Raw genomic sequence first — 16,856 nt, forward strand, 5'->3', positions numbered from 1 at the left:
TTTTAAAATGCAATATTTAAACCCATTGTGAATACTTTTGCGATAGGAAAACGATTATTATCTCTACCTGAACTAATATCATTATTAAATAAATTAGAAGCTTCTGGGTCTGCACCTGGATAGTCTGTTAATGTAAATAAGTTTTGAGCAGAGAAGAATATAGACATCGAATCTAAAAATTTCAATTGTTCTATTTCTTTTTTTGAAAACGTATAACTAAAGCTCAAGGTTTTTAACCTAATATATGAGGCATCATAAACATAATGAGAAGATGTTCTATCATTATTATTAGGATCATAATAAACCGATCTAGGTATATTAGTATCTCTATTATCTGGCGTCCATGCGTTTAAAACACTAGTTTCCTTATTTTCACCGATAAATGTACTTCCAAAGTTGTTGCCTCTAGCTAGACCAAACGCTTCAATATCATTACCTATGGAAAATGTGAAGAAAGTAGACAATGCAAATCCTTTATACTGAAAAGTGTTATTAAAGCCCCCAAAGAAATCTGGTTGCGTGTCTCCTATAACTGTTTGATCTAAGTTTGTAATTACACCATCTGGCACACCATCTGGCCCTGTTAAATCTTTAAATTTTAAATCACCTGGAGCTGTTTCAATATCTTGATAAAATCCAGTAGACGAACCTGCATTTAAGTCATCTATAGAACCTTGATCTTGAAAAATTCCTTCTGACACATAACCATAAATTAATCCAATGGGACTACCTTCTTTCAAGCGTCCTCCTCCTGGAAAACCTGTTAAAAAACCATCTTCATCTCTAAAATCATCAGAGATTTTAGTTAACTTATTCTCGTTTTTACTGATGTTGAATGATACATTCCAATTAAAATTTTTGGACACAATAACGTCTCCTTTTAATTCTAGCTCAACACCTGAATTTTTGGTATTACCAATATTAGCAATAATCCTGTTATATCCAGTATTTCCTGGTGTAATTGAAGTAAATAGAGCATCTTTTGTTTCTTTTGAATAATAACCTAAACCACCACTCAATCTTCCTCTAAAAAGTGTAAAATCGATGCCAAAATCTATTTGCTCAGTTCTTTCCCATTTTAAATTATCATTCCCTAATTGTGTTATTATAACTGAAGGGTCTGGGCCATAATCTTCTCCTTCAAAAAGCGTTTGCCATGCATAATCTCCGAAATCTTGTTGTCCAGTAGTTCCTATACTTGCTCTTAATTTTAATTCTTCAATAAAATCAACATCCATCAAAAAATCTTCATTCGAAAGTCTCCAAGCTGCAGCTGCCGCAGGAAAAAAAGCATATTGATTATCTTTTGCAAACTTTGAAGAACCATCTACTCTTGCAGATAACGTCAGTAAATATTTATCATCATAATCATAATTAACACGTCCAAAATAAGAAGCTAAGCCTGAATATGTTTCATAAGATGATCCGTCCGAAAAAACAGAGGCACTCGATATATTTGTTAATACTGCATTAGAAAAACCTTCACCCCAAACTTTTACATTCGAACTTTTATTTTTTTCAAAAGAAGCCCCAACTACTGCATTAACATTATGTTTTCCAATTAATTTATCATACGTTAGCGTATTTTGAAATAAAGAACTAGAGCTACGACTTCTACTTTCTTGAGCATAACCATCTCCATTACCTATATTACGGTCCCAACCACCAACAAACGTAAATTCGGGATAAAAACTTTTTTGATTCCCATCATTATAGTTTAGAGAAAATAAAGTTTTAAAATTTAAGCCCTCTGCTAGTTTTACTTCTGTATATATAGACCCTAATAACAAGAATGTTTTATTATTATTAAGTGCCTTAGAACGGGCTACTGGATTTTCTTGTGAATACTGCGGTGAGAAGGAATAGTTTCCATCGGTATTAAAAACGGGAACATCTGGCCTAAAATCATAAATAAGCTGTGTAAGCCCACCATCTGCAGCGTCTTGATCAGAAGAAGAAATATTTATCTTAGAACCAAAGGTCCAATTATCGCTAATTTTAGTATCGAGATTAATGTTGAAATTATATCTATCAAATCCTGTATTTTCATAAACACCGTCTTGAGTATTTACCCCTAAAGACACAGAGTATCTCGACTTTTCTGAACCACCATTTACATTTAAATTATAGTTGCTAGATATTGGAGCGCCAGGACTTAACTCATCTTCCCAATTTGTATCTACATCACCAAAATAAGAACCATCTAATACAGACCTAGTAAAGGCATCATCTCTTGTACCATTCCCTACAGCAGTTGTTAAAACATTTCTAAACTGACTCGCGTTTAAAACGTCTAACGTTTGTGCACTTTGCGTACTTGTTGATACATTAAATTGAAATTTTGTTTTACTTGAAAACGCGCCTTGCTTTGTGTTTATAATAATAACACCATTAGCGGCTCTAGATCCGTAAATAGCAGCTGCAGATGCGTCTTTTAATACACTTATAGATTCAATATCTGAAGTATTAATATTACCGATAGGTGTGCTAATACCTTCTTGATTTAATTCAGAGCCCAAATTATTACCTTCAGAGCCTCCTGTAGGAATATTACTATTGGGAGCCACAGGAATACCATCAATAACATATAAGGGTTGGTTTGACCCCAGTAAAGACGTCGTTCCTCTAATTCTTATCTTAGCGGCTGAACCTGGCTGTCCTGAAGAGCTTGTGACATTAACACCTGCAATCTGTCCTTGCAGAGCATTATCTAGATTTACTGTAGGTGCTTGACTCGTAATATTTTTCATATCAACAGTACCAACTGAACCCGTTAAATTTTGTCTTTTCACTTTTCCGTAACCAATTATAACTGCTTCTTCAAGCCCAGTTATTGATTCTTTTAATATGATATTTACATTATCTCCTTTTTTAGCTTCAACCTCCTTTGTTTCGTAGCCTATGAAAGATATAACCAGTATTATAGGGGTTTTAGAAACTTTTAAAGTGTATTTTCCATCAAAATCAGTAATTACTCCATTTTTTGTACCTTTTTCTAGTACTGTTGCTCCGGGTAAAGGCATACCATTTTCATCCGTGATTACTCCAGTAACCTGGTTCTGAAATACAGTATTGTTTAATGGCTTTTGACTTTTTTGACTTCTACGTAAAACAATCTGGTTTTTAACAACCCGGTAGTCTATGCCTGTTGTATTAAATATCTTTCTTAAAACGCTAGATAGCTTCTCATTTTTTGCAGAAATATTTAGGAGTTTATCCTTATCTAAAATAGTTTTTTCATACAAAAATTTAAAATCAGTCTTTTTCTCTATTTGACTTAAAATAGATTCCAATTTCATCGCATTACAATCCAAAGAAATTTTAACATTTTGGGAGTTTGATGTTGCATGGATTTGCAATAAAGTTAAAAAAAGCAGAATGGAGGTAAGCTTCATTTTTAAACTTAGTTTAGGGAGATATCGCATTTTACCTATCTCAATGATAATTTTTTGCATACTTTTGGTTTGATTTTAATGTGTTAGACATGTAAATCACTTTTTTTAAGATCGGGAAATGCTCCAACATTTTCCGATTTTTTCATTATCGCCTAAAGAATAAGCTACTATAATAAAATTAAAAGTAGATTTACTTAAATAGTAATATTTACATTTTATGTTGACTACATAGGCTTTATTTTTTTAATTAATGATGATTGTATCTTTATTGAATTTATAAGTAAAATTTCCGGAGTAGCTTAGGCTCTCCATAACTTGTTCGATATCCTCGTTATCAAATTTTGCCGTAAAAAATCTATTTTCTAATGATTTATTATGATTTATAAATTTGACATTATATTGTCTTTCTAGTTTTTTTAAAATAGCTTTAAACTCTACTTCCTTAAGAATAAGCCTACCATTTAGCCAAGCTAAATGTGTCTCTACATCCGTTTCAGAAACTTGTATTTTACTATCCACTTTACTCCAAGCCGCTTTATACCCCGGCTTTAATAATGTTGTATTTTCTTCATTGTAAACCGCATTAGCTTTATAAACATTTACAGAACCTTCTACTAAAACAGTGTTTATATTTTCATCTTCTGGATACGACGAAATATTAAACTCTGTACCTAATACACGCACATCTATTTCATTTGCATTAACTACAAATGGGTGCTTAGCATCTTTTGCAACCTTAAAAAATGCTTCTCCTTCTAAAAATACATTTCGGTTTTTTCCTTCAACAAAATTAACTGGGTATCTCAATGAGGATCCTGCGTTTACGTTTACAATTGTACCATCTGCTAATTTAACTTCGAACTTTTTACCATAAGGAACCGTTAGCGTATTGTAAACTAATACTGATTTTTTTTCTTTAGTAAAGTACTCTATTTTTTTTCCAGATTGTATTCCAATAACATTACCTTCTTCATCTACAATATCATTAGAATCGTTTTCATCAATAGTCTTAGTTTTTCCATTATCTAACTTAAGCGTTATAACTTCATTTGGAAAAATAAGTTTATCATTTTTGGTTGAATACAATTCTAGATAACCATAACCTAAAGACAAGAAAACAAGTATTAATGCAGCATATTTTAAGAAAGGTGTTTTTCTTTTAACCAAACGCTTAATACGTTTATCCTTATTTATAAACTCTAAAACAAACGTTTCTGTTTTTTTAGAATCATACGCTTTCATATTATAGTTAATAGCATAATTAACTTTTACAAAATCATTAAACAACTTCACATTTTCAGGATTATCTAACCATAATGTTAGTGTATCTAATTCTGTTAAAGTTGCCTTATTTGTAAGGTACTTTACTATTATCTTTTTTATTTTTTTTGAAATCATCTATTCCAACTTCTTTATACTATAACGAAGGAAATTCTCACTACCCTTACTTATTCTTAATATTTTTATTAATTTACCGCAGAAATTTTACATAATGCTAGATTTTTCAAGAGATAACACAAAGTTAATTAAGGCGCTAAAAAGCGGAAACACAAATGCCTACACTTTTTTAGTGAAGCAGTACAACCAAAAATTATGTGTCTATGCTTTTAGTTTGTCGCATGATCATGATTTGGCTCAAGATATAGTTCAAAATGTATTCATCCGCACATGGCAACAACGCCATAAGCTTAAAAGTGAATTTGTTATACAACGGTTTCTCTATAAATTAACCTATAATGAATTTATAGATCAATATCGTAAAATGAAATCTACAATGGTTCTTGAGAAAAAATATATTGATGCTCTAGATACTATTTTAGAAGAAGATAATAAACCTCGTTTTGAAAAATTAATTGATTTAGTAAAAACAGAAATAGAAAATCTGCCTCCAAAATGCAAGCAGACTTTTTTATTAAGTAAACAAGAAGGATTAACTAATATTGAAATTGCGGAATACCAAAACGTTTCAATTAAAACAGTAGAAGCTCAAATAACAAAAGCATTTTCGATTATCCGTAAAAACACAAAGGAGAATACCAACAATATTATATTCTTGCTTTTTGGTAGGAGTTTTGACAAACTTTTAAATAAATCTAACACCCTTTAATTTATTATATCTACATTTTGCTTTATAGTTAGTAATCAAGATCCGTTTTAAAACTAGAAGTATCCGTAAGAGATTCCATAAAGGCTATAATATCTTTAATTTCTTGAGTTGTTAAATCTAACGGCGCATCAGATAAAGTCTGATTTTCTACATCTAAGCCCATACCTGCACCACCTCCTAGATTATAAAACTCTAACACTTCTTCTAAAGTATTAAAAGAACCATTATGCATATATGGTGCTGTTAAAGCGATATTTCTAACAGAAACGGTCTTAAAAGAGTTTCTAAAATAAGGTTGTTTATCAATATCTAACCCATTAGCATAGCGCCCCATATCGGTATCTAATTTAGGGTTAATAGTATCGAAACCTTGTGTAACACCTAAAACTTCAGACTCTGTCTCTAAATAAAAAGGCGGAACAGTTCCGTTAAACATCGGTGCAAAATGACAGGTACCACAAGCTGCTTTTCCCATAAATAAATTAAATCCACGTAAGGCATCTTTAGGATAATCATTACTCTCGTTTCTAACATATTTATCGAATGGACTATCAAAAGATTTTAAAGAATTTACATAAGCAGCAATTGCATTACTGATAGAACGCTCATTAATATCTTGCTTATCAATACCCCCGTAAGCGTCTTTAAATAACTTTAAATAATTAGGATTTGTTTTTAATTTCTTTACAATGTCTTTAAAAGTGGTGTTAAACTCTAGATCATTATCTATAACATGACCGACTTGTCGTTCTAAATCATAAGATCGCAAATCCCAAAAATAACGCGACGCATAACCTGAATTAATAACGGTAGGTGAATTTCTAGATGTATAAAACCCTTTCTTATTGGCTAAACTTTTTGGTAAACCATCTGTAAAACCTTTGTTAGGATGGTGACAACTAACACAAGACATTATATTACCATTAGAAAGCTTAGTGTCCTTAAACAACAACGCACCCAACTGAATAGTTTTAGGATTATCTAATGGTAAATACACCAATTCTGAATAAAACTTAGTATCTAAAAAATCGGATTGAAAAAGGTTAACCGCTTTATAATTCTGAGCGTGTTTTTTATAAGGTTCAAGTGTAATTTTATTTAAATTTTGAAACTCTAACAATTCTGCATACAAAGGGTTAATGACTTCTTTTAGAAATGTCATTCTATCAAAATCATTAAAGCTAACATTATCACTAAGTATCTTTTTCCCTTTTTTAAAATGTTTTTTTATAGATCTGAACTTAGATTTAGCTTTGGGTTGTATGTCTTCTTCAAAATATAAAAATGCAGTTTCCATACTTTGCAAACTCACATAACTTTCTTTTAAAGCATTTACAGAACCTGGTGTATCAAAACCTGTAACACCTAATGTAAAAATCCTAACCATACCAGAACGCATACATTCTATAACCTGACTTGATTTTAGACGAATTGGCAAATGAATCTCAGAAGCATAATCTACATGTGCTTTAAGTTCGTTTGCTAAATTTTTTATGTAATCTATATTTTCAATTGAAGCCTCTTCATTTACAGCTTCATCTAAGGCTTGTAATCCTGAAGGTTCAATAATTTTTCCTTCTTCATAATACTCACTAACTTTAGGTAAAGGTGCTCCGTTTATATAAGTGCCGTTATAAAAGGTTTGGTAGTAATCAAAAATAAATTCGATTTTTTTATAGACTAATCTTGTCTTTTCAACTTGAGTTTTAATTGCTTTTAATTCACTCGAACTATTAGAATTACTAGTCAACTTCACCAAGGTATTGACTTCTGTTTGAAATTTATAAAAATTAGAAGCGTATAAGACTCCTATATTTTCTGTAATGGCATTGGTTTCAAAAGGCTCTGTGCCTTCTTTCCCAGACAATACTAAAGAACAAATTAAAACAGAGATGATTAAAAAGATTATTTTTTTCATTTTACACTTAGATTTTCAACTTAGAAATCCTTTAAATTTTATCAACTTATAGATAAATTAAAAACCCCAACTACAATCTGCTATTAACAGCATTGTGTTGAGGTTTAATAAATAATTTAGTTAGGTAAATTATTCAATAATTATAGACTTGTAATACGTATTCTTATCTGTAGCAATTTCAATAACATACATTCCTGTTGCCATATTACTTACATTGATCGTTTCGTTATCACTTTCTTTAACTAACTTTCCTGTGCTGTTATAAAATTTAACATTTGTAACATGCTCATTAAGGTTTACTTTAATATTAAGTAAATCGTTAGCTGGTACTGGGAAAACTTTTATCGTTTTCTCTACTGTTTCGTTATCATCAACACTAAGTGTTACTCCTGTTTTACTGATGGTAAAATAATCATCAATAGCACCAGTATCTCTTACAAACTTAACCGTTAAGTTTTGTCCACCATTACCATCACTTTCAATTTCCATCACACAAGATCCAAGTTGATTTAAAGATAAAAACATGGCTTCATGATCTAAATCTCCTCCTGATATTTGCCCTGATGAACCTGCAGTAATATAAACAGCTCCTTCTGTTGCATCGCTAGTTTTTTGGTATGCACCATCGCCATCAACTTTACCATCTCCATCTCCTGTTGCTCCAACAGTATGACCTCCATTAGTTATATTATCGATGTTAAAAGTGTTTGCAAATCCTTGATGCCCATTGATAAAGTAAGAACGCTCATAAGAATGACTATGCCCATTTAATACTAAATCTACACCGTTAGCTTCTAATACTGGCATAAAATTTTCTCTCATTTCAATCAATCTATCTTCCCAATCCGAATCGTGAGATCCTTTAGAATATGCTGGGTGATGAAATAAAGTGACGATCCAATCTTGTGTTGTATTCTGAATATCATTTTGAGCCCAAAGGTATTGGCTACCTCCTACTTCTCTACCTGATTGATGAGAGTCTAATACTATAAAGTGAATGTTTGCATAATCGAAAGAATAATAAGCTTCCGTCCCTGATGCAACTCCACCAGCTTCAGCAGCTGTTGGAAATGTAAATATGTCATAATAAGGACCAGACTGAGTTTCTAAATCTGAAGTAAAACCATCATGGTTTCCTAAACAAGACCAAGCTACGGCCTTTTTCAACATGTCGTCATACACATTAAAGAAATAACTTTGGTGCTGTGCATCAGTACCATTACTGTAAGCATTATCTCCTAAAAACAACATCATATCCGTTTGACCTGTATTTGTTTCTACTGTAGAAACGTAATTGTAATAAGCATCTCTAACATTTCTTTGATTAATACTTCCTGTTCCAGGATCTCCTAAAATCCATGCTCTTACAAATTGATCTGTTCCTGCAACTGGTGCTGTCTTAATGAACATATCTCCAGTTTCGCTTTGTGCAAGTACTTCATCTTCATTACCAATATTATAGTAATATGTAGTGTTAGGATCTAACCCCGTTAAAGTCACTTCATGTTCCGTAGTTAATTCTGAATTAGAAACTACTGAAGTTAACATATCTAAAGCTGTTCCGTATTTAACCGCAGATTGCGTTTCTACTGCTGTTCTCCATTTTACAACCACACTTGTAGGTGTTCCACTTTGTAAATAAGGGCCTCTTTCTACTTCAATAGTTGGTGCAATAGATGTGCTAGGTGTTAATTTAAAATTAAAACTAATATCTCCACTATTTACACTACTCTGGTGAATTTCTACGGCTATAATATTAACTCCTTCAACTAACGGGAAAGAATTTACATTTTGTGTATTCCAAAAATCTTCATCAGACCCACTAATTCCTGTGATTGCCTCATCATCGAATGCTATAGGACCTTCCGTTGGCATGTTATTTCTCCAAACCTCAACATTATTAACATAAACCACAATCCCATCATCTCTAACGGCTTCTAAATCTAGACTATTATACATTCCTATATTTTCCATATCAATGTACTTTCTAAAATAGGTTGTAACAGGTCTTGGTGTAGCAGGCACTCCTAAATCGGTAACTTCATCTCCATCTCCGTAACCAATTTCCGTAGCTCCTTCTTCCCAATTGCTTTGATCAAACGTTAAGGTTCTCCATGCTGTACCTTGATCGCTACCATCATTTAAGTAGAACCAATCATCACCAGCCATAATTGTAGCAGGGAAAGAAGCCTCTTCTCCTTCACCTTGCACATTAAATGTGAATGGATTTTCATCCGTATCATTACTCTCTATAGTGATTGTCGCTGTAGATGAAACTGAACTTGTAGGTATAAAAGTGATATTAAAAGTTGAAGACATTCCTCCATTAATAGTCGACTCTGAATTAGTAATCACAAACTCTGGGTTGTCACTAATTATAGAAGCTATTGTAATTACACTATTTCCTGTATTTGCTATTGTATAAGTTTTTGTTGTTCCTATAGAAATAAAAGTAGGACCAAAATCTGTATGATCTAAAACATCTGGTGTCGTATCTCCATTAGAAATTAATGTTCCGTTTCCTAAAACATCTAAATCGATAACAGCAGTTTCACCAGTAGCTTGTAAACTAAACGTATAAGGATTTTCATCGGCATCATCACTAGCAACTGAAATCATTGCCGTGTTAGTTACTGCTGCAGTTGGTGCATATTGCACTACAAAATCTAAACTTCCGCCAGCACTTACAATAGAAGAACTTGGTTGTGTAAGAATAGTAAACTCAGCATCACCAGTTATAGAAACTAATGGTGAACCTGTTAAGTTTAGATCTTGCTCCCCTAAATTTGTAATAGAAAACGTTCTGGTTAATGTTTCATTAATTCCTGTGTTTTCAAATTGTGTAAAATCTGAAAGATCTGGTGTTGTATCTCCATTTTCAATAGAAATAGAGTTTCCTGTAATATCGATTTCAACTGGTGGTGTTTCATATTCAATATGTAACAAAACTGATGCACTAGAAGCTTCTCTGTAAGCTCCATCAGATCTCGAAATTCCTGTAAACATAAATGCCATACTATTCCCTGATTCCCAACCACTTCTTGCTGTAATTTCAGAAAGAATAGCACTAATATCTGGTGTTCTCTGCGCTGTTGAAGCCTGACCTATTTGCCCTACCCAACTCGCAATAGCCCAATCTACATTTGCCGTTGTTGCTGTTCTGGTTGAAAGGCCAAAATTACCATTAGATCCAAGCACAGAAGCATCGTCACTATTATCTCCTGTAACATTTACAGTGACATCTCCATTTCCGTTTTCATCCACTTCGAACTGAACATAAGCATTGGTTACCACAGCATTTTGTGGAAGATTAATATTTTCAAAACGGACCCCTACAACTTGTTCTGTAGTTCCATCATAATATAATTCTAAATCGGAACTAATAGTACTTACAAAACCACTACCGCTAAACGCTTCTTCAGCCGTACCATCATCTTCATTAGCTGTAATATTTACTGTAGAAATAACAACGTCTGAAGGCTCAACTGTGTATTCAATATGTAATGAAGGTGTGCCTCCTGAATTATTTTCAGCTTCTCTCCAAGCACCATCTGATCTGGAAACTCCTGTAAATTTAAAAACCATACTATTTCCTTCTGCCCAACCACTTCTTGAGGTAATCTCTGAAAGTATAGCACTGATATCTGGTGTTCTTTGATCTGTTGATGCCTGACCAATTTGTCCATCCCAACTCGCAATAGCCCAATCTACGTTTGCTGTTGTAGAGGGTCTTGAAGAAACACCATAAGCAGCATTACCAACAAAACTTGATGCATTATCTGTATCATCTCCTGTTACATTTACAGTAACATCTCCTGCGCCATTTTCATCTACTTGAAATTGAATGTATGCATTAGTAATAACTGCATTTTGAGGAAGTTCTATGTTTTGAAAATAAAGACCAACGACTTGTTCATCCGTTCCGTCGTGGTATAATTCTAAATCCGAACTACCAGTGTAGACTTCACCACTACCACTAAAATTTTCTTCAGCAGAACCCGCACTCCCATTAATGGGAATATCTACCGATACGGTTTGAGAAAATGAATACGCCGTAACCAGCAGCATCATTAACATAAAAGTACTTTTCTTAATCATAATTTGTTTAGTTGTTAATTGTGTTTTCTAAATCTTGTATTTTGACTTCTAATTCTGTAATCGATTTCATTTTTTTAAACTTGTTATCCAATTGATCTATAGCAATCTTTGCTTGTTTTAGAGCAATATTCGCTTCGTTAGATCTATCTAATTGGGCTAAATAATTGGCTTTTTTATAGTACCAAAACTCTTTCCTCTTGTATTCTAAAATGAAATAATCGTATTGTTTTAAAGCTTCCTCTATTTGATGATCTGCCTTGAGATAGTCTAGTTTTTTAAGTTGAAGTGCTAGCGTATTTGAACCTAGCTTCTTTAAACCTAACTCTATAACCTCTAAGGCTACTTTATAATTTTCATTATTTTCGGCTAGAATTATGTCTGTATATTCTAAAATATCCTCTGGTCTTAAATCAACCATATGCTCCATAACATATTTATAGGCACTTAAGGATTTCTGGTAAGATTTTAAATGAAACAATATTTGTGCTTCAAGCTTTTTAGCTTTTACATCCGTAGGTGTAATATCTAAATAAGAAGTTATGTTTTGTAAAGCTATTGGATAATCTTCAGATAGATAATTAAGTTCAGAAATTCGGTATTGTAATGCATTATCAGTATTTCCTAAAGACTTAGATTTTAAATAATCTTCCATTGCTTTTGGATATTCAACATGCTGTTGATATAATAACCCTCTTTCGTAATACAGTTTAAAATTGTTTGGACTTTCTGAAATTTGGTGTGTCTTTATTGCTATTTGTTTTGTTAAATCTCCGTGAGCAGATGCTTTTGTAGACAAGCTTATAAATACAACAATAGATAGTATAATTTTGAATAAAACTGTACTTAAAAAAATACTATTATTTAAGAGTAAAGTATGTAATTTTCTTTTCACGAGAACACTTATTTTTAGTTCGAAACAAATGTAGAAATTCTAACAAAACATCGTCTTCCTGCATTAAATTGAGACCCCACTGAAAAGCAAAAAACATCGTTAAAGTGCGTTTTTTCGTTTCTTGTATTTTGTCAAAAACCTAAAAAACAATAACTTAACAGACCTTATTAAGATTACTTTAAATGATCACCAAGGCATTGTTAATAATGTATTCTAATTGTTAAGGAGTCATTTTTGAAATCAAAAAAAGAAGATTATAAGCCTCTGACTTGAAGCGTAAAAACAAACAAAAAAGTAAATGAAAATTCACTGAATTTTAAGTCTAAAAACTTTATATAGAACGTAGGCAATACAACACAAATATTAGGTGAAAATGTAGAAAAATGCAAAAAAGAGTGCCTATTTGGAATGTTATAAGCTGACAATATTAGTTAAGAAGTTTATAAAATGGATTTGATATAGCTTTTGCGTTAGTATTTTTAGTAAATTTGCAGCCCTCGAAACTTTATTATCTGTTTCTTGGCAAATACTATTCTATTAAATTGGGGTCGACTGGTTTTGACAGCGAGATTAAGCGAATGGTAAGCACGTCGTGTAATGGCATTGAGACACGTAAAAGGCTAGACCAAATTTTAAACGGCGAGAATAACTACGCTTTAGCTGCATAATCTGAATTATAGTAAGATTAAGCCTCGTCCTACTAGGTAGGAGTGCTAAATGTCTCGAGAAAGCCTTAGTTAATGGCGTTCTTTATTAGGCATCGTAAAAATTGACTTAGATTAGGTAGTGCTTCGATACCTTTTCGAGATTAAGAAGCTAAGCTAAAAGTGGGTTGTCTTTAACCAGCTTCAAGTCGAAAATCTAAGAAAAGAATAAACGTGTAGAAAGCCTTTTGGTTACTTGTTTGGACGAGAGTTCGATTCTCTCCGACTCCACTTACTGGGTATCAAAACCCATCAAAAACCCTGTAATAATTTGATTTACAGGGTTTTTTATTTTATTTGATATTAAATGATATCATTTAAAACCATCTCAATCGAGACCAATTCGGTGACCCCTTTTCGATTTTTAAAATAGGTCTCGCTATGCACAATAATTTACTCATTTTCAGTTATTTACAAAAAAAAGAATTAGGTTTTTAAGTTCTAATTTACTACCTTTTAGGACTTTAGCGAGACCTAAAATTTGTATAATTATGAGAACAGACTTTTCTATCCATTTTCATCTTGTCAATTCAAAGATAAATAGTAGAGGATTAGCACCCATTTATTTACGATTAACAGTTGACAATAAACGCATTGAATATAGTATTAGCAGGAAGATTGATCCAAAATTTTGGAGTACTAAATCCCAAAAAGTTATGGGTACAAATCGTGAGGCTATCGAAATTAATAACCACATTGATAATCTAAAACATAAGCTATATAAAATTCATCAAAGATGCATGGACGAGAATAATTTGATATCTGCTAGGTCTATGATGAATCTTTTAAAAGGTGGTGGAAAGAAAATTAGATTTATTCTTGAAGTATTCAAAGAACATAATGAAAGAACCGATTTATTAGCAGGGAAAAATATCTCTGTCAGTACTGCAAAACGCTATTGGACGTGTTACGATCATGTAAAACAATTTATTGAAGAGGAATACAAACTGGAAGATTACAAACTAAAAGATATAGATTATCGATTCATTACCAAATTTGAGTTCTTTTTAAAAACGACTAGAAAGTGCAATCATAATTCGGCATTGAAATATATTAATAATTTCAAAAAAATCATTCGCATTGCTTTAGCCAATCAATGGATGGATCGCGATCCATTTTATAATTACAAAGTCCAATTTGAAGCTGTAGAACGTGAATATCTAACTACTGAAGAAATAGAAACACTTTACACTAAAGAATTACATTTTGATAGGCTGAAAGTCGTTAGAGACATGTTTGTATTTTCCTGCTACACAGGTCTCGCCTATTCTGATGTTGAGAAACTTTCAAAATCAGATATTACTATTGGCATTGATGGCAAGCAGTGGATAAATATCAAACGAACCAAAACAAATACACGAAGTAGTATTCCGTTGTTACCCATAGCGAAAGAGATCTTAAATCGGTATGCCTACGACCCACAAGTGCTAAAAAGTGAACGTTTAATTCCTGTATTTAGTAACCAGAAATCTAATGCCTATTTAAAAGAAATAGCGATGCTCTGCGGTATCACAAAACCACTAACCACACATTTGGCACGACATACGTTTGCTACTACTGTAACATTAACGAACGGTGTGCCAATAGAAACCGTTAGTAAAATGCTTGGACATAAATCGTTAAGAACGACTCAACATTATGCGAAAATAGTCGATCGAAAAGTGAGTGACGATATGAATATACTTGAAGAGAAACTGAAAACCCAGAGAAAAGACCGAAAAGAAAACCAATAATACATTCAATTTTAAAGCTGAAATTTATAGTGCTTTTAACCCTAATTAGTTTTGCTATCAAATGATTAATTTTGCGATATGATTGGAACATGATCAAAATCGGTACAAGTACTGAACAAGTAGTGGACAAGCAATGAACAAGCATTGGTATGTATATATAAACATTAACAAACAAAAGAAAACATTTATAAACTAAGCTAACAATAATTTAAAATTATTTTTTTTTATTTCAAAAAACTCTAAATTATTTATCTGGTTTATAATTACAACTCAGAATCAAAAATAAGATAATTTACAAATGATTTAACCAATTATCTCATCATTCTGGACAACTACATTGCCGAGGCTTGAAAAAATGATTTTAAAGCCCTTAAAATTAACATATTTAAAGTGTTTTTAGGTGTTCATAGCATTTGATGCTAATTGATTTAATTTGATATCTGCTTTCAATTATTTAAATCCTCGCTATCATTTTTAAAATTAGATTCACTTTTTTCTTTAAATCGCAATTTAAATTCTTTATTCAATCTTTCTTTCTCTAACTCCTCAAAACTTTTCGCAAGAATTAATTTTTGCTTTGGCTCAGATCCTTCAAAAAGAGATTGCAACATTGCCAATGTCGGTTTAGATTGGTTCTTTTCTATATCTTTTATAATGGCAATGAGCGCATTGATTCTTTTCTTAATCCGATTTTCAGTTTCCATTAAGCCTGGTTTCAAATCATCTCCTGGATAAAGTTCATTACGCTCAAAAAACTCAACCATCAAAAGCAAAGTCATTGAGTTCGATTTTGAAATTGATTTAGAATAATCTCTAAATTTCTTCACTACAGAACTTTTGATGCTTAAACTTTCAAATCGTTCTTTTTCATAGCCTTTATCCATTTTTACGCTAAATTTTTATTGATTTCACTGGGCTGCGAGCATTTTTACGCTAAAAATGATTTCTAAACCAGTTTTTAACTACATATAAAACACTAATAATCAATAATTTGAAAAACAGTAACATCGCGTAGCGTGTTACCCTCTTGCTATTCCTTTTCGTCCAGCGCGCTGGACAAAAAAAATACCATTAAATCCATAATGTAATGGCTTTTTAACGATTGCTAATTGTAATACGATCTTTTAAGACTGTTATTCTTGAAGTTTAAAAGTATCTTTAGCAAACCGCTCTTTTTGTTGCAGAATATAAAATATCGGAACAAAAAAGACTGCCTTTTCAGACCGCCTTTTGAGCTCATGCAATTGTTAATATTCGCTCGGAAGCACCAGTGTATTATCTACGAAAAATAAGCGCAGTTCATCCAAAGGAAAATCAGTTACACTATAGCGATGCGTTTCAAAAATAGTACCATTTCCATCACTATAATTTATGATGGCTTCGCATTGCTTTTCAAACTGTTCTTTTTCAGGAAGTCGTTTAAAATTAATGGTAATAAATTCACTTCTATGCGATAAACTTTTTGCAATTACGGATGCATCTTTTATCAGCCAAAAACATTCCGCTTCATTAGCCAAATATTTTAATCCGTCAGTTAAACGCGTTCCAATTAATGGAATTTTAAAGACCATTTCGGTACCGCAAAAATGTTGTAAATCGGCTTTTATTTTGTTAACTTGTGTCTTCATTGTAATTACTATTTAGTAAGATTAATAATGAAAAAGAGAGCGCATCTTTCCACAGGAACGCTCTCTTTTAATTTTCAATTATTCCGTAGCGTTATCGCCTTTAATTCCTAAAAGTAAGATTTCATCTACGACCACTTCGGTAACGTACCTCTTTTCTCTGACTGCGGTTTCATAAGAGCGTGAGGTTAATTTCCCCTCTAGTGCTACCTCTTTTCCTTTGCCTACATATTTCTCTACGATTTCGGCAATCTTTCCCCATGCTAAAATAGTGTGCCATTGGGTGTCTGTCACTTTTTCTCCCTTGGAATCTTTGTAAGATTCATTGGTGGCGATTGAAAATTTTGCAACTTTCTTACCGTTTTCAAGGTTTGTAATTTCTGG

General features: G+C 32.3%; 10 protein-coding genes and 1 other RNA gene. 3 read left to right on the forward strand and 8 right to left on the reverse strand.

Going from position 1 to position 16,856, the window contains the following annotated elements; translation table 11 throughout:
• Nucleotides 1–2: 2 nt before the first annotated feature.
• A complete protein-coding gene (locus tag HM985_RS10970; RefSeq protein ID WP_179376292.1) occupies nt 3–3,455 on the reverse strand; it encodes a TonB-dependent receptor in 3,453 nt (1,150 codons plus the stop codon).
• Between the two features lie 183 nt (nt 3,456–3,638).
• On the reverse strand, nt 3,639–4,793 hold the full coding sequence (locus HM985_RS10975) for a FecR family protein (RefSeq protein ID WP_179376293.1): 1,155 nt from the start codon (nt 4,791–4,793) through the stop codon (nt 3,639–3,641).
• 94 nt (nt 4,794–4,887) lie between these two features.
• Here HM985_RS10975 and HM985_RS10980 point away from each other — a divergent pair, with 94 nt between their 5' ends.
• Nucleotides 4,888–5,502 (forward strand): RNA polymerase sigma factor, encoded by a 615-nt coding sequence (locus HM985_RS10980; RefSeq protein ID WP_179376294.1) that lies wholly within the window; start codon nt 4,888–4,890, stop codon nt 5,500–5,502.
• A gap of 28 nt (nt 5,503–5,530) precedes the next feature.
• Here HM985_RS10980 and HM985_RS10985 read toward each other — a convergent pair whose 3' ends face one another.
• The 3 genes from HM985_RS10985 to HM985_RS10995 form a co-directional block, all read right to left on the reverse strand.
• Nucleotides 5,531–7,420: a cytochrome-c peroxidase gene (locus HM985_RS10985; RefSeq protein WP_179376295.1), complete on the reverse strand. Its 1,890-nt coding sequence runs from the start codon at nt 7,418–7,420 to the stop codon at nt 5,531–5,533.
• Between the two features lie 129 nt (nt 7,421–7,549).
• The gene (locus HM985_RS10990; protein ID WP_179376296.1) at nt 7,550–11,518 is read right to left on the reverse strand and encodes a choice-of-anchor D domain-containing protein; all 3,969 of its coding nucleotides are present in this window, start codon (nt 11,516–11,518) and stop codon (nt 7,550–7,552) included.
• Nucleotides 11,519–11,525: 7 nt separating this feature from the next.
• Nucleotides 11,526–12,410 carry a tetratricopeptide repeat protein gene (locus HM985_RS10995; RefSeq protein ID WP_179376297.1) on the reverse strand — a complete coding sequence of 295 codons (885 nt, stop codon included), beginning with the start codon at nt 12,408–12,410 and terminating at the stop codon, nt 11,526–11,528.
• 544 nt (nt 12,411–12,954) lie between these two features.
• On the opposite strand from HM985_RS10995, the gene ssrA reads away from it, so the two are divergent.
• Both ssrA and HM985_RS11005 read left to right on the forward strand, forming a co-directional pair.
• Nucleotides 12,955–13,348, forward strand: a transfer-messenger RNA (tmRNA) gene (gene ssrA, locus HM985_RS11000).
• A gap of 257 nt (nt 13,349–13,605) precedes the next feature.
• Nucleotides 13,606–14,847: a site-specific integrase gene (locus tag HM985_RS11005; RefSeq protein WP_179376298.1), complete on the forward strand. Its 1,242-nt coding sequence runs from the start codon at nt 13,606–13,608 to the stop codon at nt 14,845–14,847.
• Between the two features lie 446 nt (nt 14,848–15,293).
• On the opposite strand, the gene HM985_RS11010 is transcribed toward HM985_RS11005, so the two are convergent.
• The 3 genes from HM985_RS11010 to HM985_RS11020 form a co-directional block, all read right to left on the reverse strand.
• The gene (locus HM985_RS11010) at nt 15,294–15,731 is read right to left on the reverse strand and encodes a BfmA/BtgA family mobilization protein (protein ID WP_179376299.1); all 438 of its coding nucleotides are present in this window, start codon (nt 15,729–15,731) and stop codon (nt 15,294–15,296) included.
• A gap of 363 nt (nt 15,732–16,094) precedes the next feature.
• The gene (locus tag HM985_RS11015; protein ID WP_179376300.1) at nt 16,095–16,475 is read right to left on the reverse strand and encodes a DUF6876 family protein; all 381 of its coding nucleotides are present in this window, start codon (nt 16,473–16,475) and stop codon (nt 16,095–16,097) included.
• A 78-nt stretch (nt 16,476–16,553) separates the two neighbouring features.
• The coding region (locus HM985_RS11020) for a single-stranded DNA-binding protein (protein WP_179376301.1) at nt 16,554–16,856 on the reverse strand (303 nt) is incomplete at its 5' end.

Source organism: Winogradskyella wichelsiae, from assembly GCF_013403925.1.
Classification (GTDB): Bacteria; Bacteroidota; Bacteroidia; order Flavobacteriales; family Flavobacteriaceae; genus Winogradskyella; species Winogradskyella wichelsiae.

What these genes read in the sequence shown, in the direction of transcription:
- HM985_RS10975 (WP_179376293.1), bottom strand. Translation starts at nt 4,793, where the DNA reads ATGATTTCAAAAAAAATAAAAAAGATAATAGTAAAGTACCTTACAAAT.
- HM985_RS10990 (WP_179376296.1), bottom strand. Translation starts at nt 11,518, where the DNA reads ATGATTAAGAAAAGTACTTTTATGTTAATGATGCTGCTGGTTACGGCG.
- HM985_RS11015 (WP_179376300.1), bottom strand. Translation starts at nt 16,475, where the DNA reads ATGAAGACACAAGTTAACAAAATAAAAGCCGATTTACAACATTTTTGC.
- HM985_RS10980 (WP_179376294.1), top strand. Translation starts at nt 4,888, where the DNA reads ATGCTAGATTTTTCAAGAGATAACACAAAGTTAATTAAGGCGCTAAAA.
- HM985_RS11010 (WP_179376299.1), bottom strand. Translation starts at nt 15,731, where the DNA reads ATGGATAAAGGCTATGAAAAAGAACGATTTGAAAGTTTAAGCATCAAA.
- HM985_RS11005 (WP_179376298.1), top strand. Translation starts at nt 13,606, where the DNA reads ATGAGAACAGACTTTTCTATCCATTTTCATCTTGTCAATTCAAAGATA.
- HM985_RS10985 (WP_179376295.1), bottom strand. Translation starts at nt 7,420, where the DNA reads ATGAAAAAAATAATCTTTTTAATCATCTCTGTTTTAATTTGTTCTTTA.
- HM985_RS10970 (WP_179376292.1), bottom strand. Translation starts at nt 3,455, where the DNA reads ATGCAAAAAATTATCATTGAGATAGGTAAAATGCGATATCTCCCTAAA.